This window comes from Streptococcus cristatus, from assembly GCF_008369405.1.
Classification (GTDB): Bacteria; Bacillota; Bacilli; order Lactobacillales; family Streptococcaceae; genus Streptococcus; species Streptococcus cristatus_G.
The window spans coordinates 1-694 of sequence record NZ_VSJJ01000029.1; the positions used below are offsets into that span (position 1 = coordinate 1).

Sequence of the window (694 nt, forward strand, 5' to 3'; positions counted from 1 at the left end):
TATCACCACAGTAGATGGCAAGAAGTACAAGCTGGATCTGACAGCAACTCAAGGAGCGGAAACTGGTAAGGTGGTAGAAGGCAATACCAATATCGTTTACTACTATGATCTTGTGAAGACTCCAGAAGAGTACGGTAATGTTGTTGTTGATTACCAAGATAAGAAAGGCAACACTATTGCACCACGCATTGTTGACACACCAACAGCGAAAGTAGGAACAGCCTACGATACAACAGATCATAAGCCTGTGACAATCGTATCATCTAATGGTAAGACATACCGCATTGACCCTACAGCTACACAAGGCCAAGAAAGCGGTGAGGTTGTCAAGGGAACAACTCGTGTTGTCTATGTCTATGATGAAGTACTCGGTGATGTAACAGTTCATTATAAAGATGAAAGTGGCAAAGTCATTAAGGAGCCAGAAAAAGATACAACTGGTGCTCCAATCAACACCCTCTATGATACTCGTGATCATGCTCATAAGACAATCACTACTCAGGATGGACGTGTTTATGAAATCATTCCTGAAAAGACTATCGGTCTAGAGCAAGGTCGCATTGTGGAAGGTAATACAGATGTTACTTATATCTACAAAGAAGTGTTTGGTGATGTCGTTGTTCATTATGTGGATGAGTCTGGTAAGAAGATCAAGGAAGATGTGACCGATACTGCTCGAGGTAAGGTTGGCGAA

1 protein-coding gene is annotated in these 694 nt (G+C 42.1%); it reads left to right on the plus strand.

Features of this window, described 5'->3' with window-relative positions; all coding sequences use genetic code 11:
- Positions 1 to 694 (plus strand): MucBP domain-containing protein (locus FXF62_RS10705; RefSeq protein ID WP_187984276.1); only part of this gene is annotated, 694 nt, incomplete at both ends.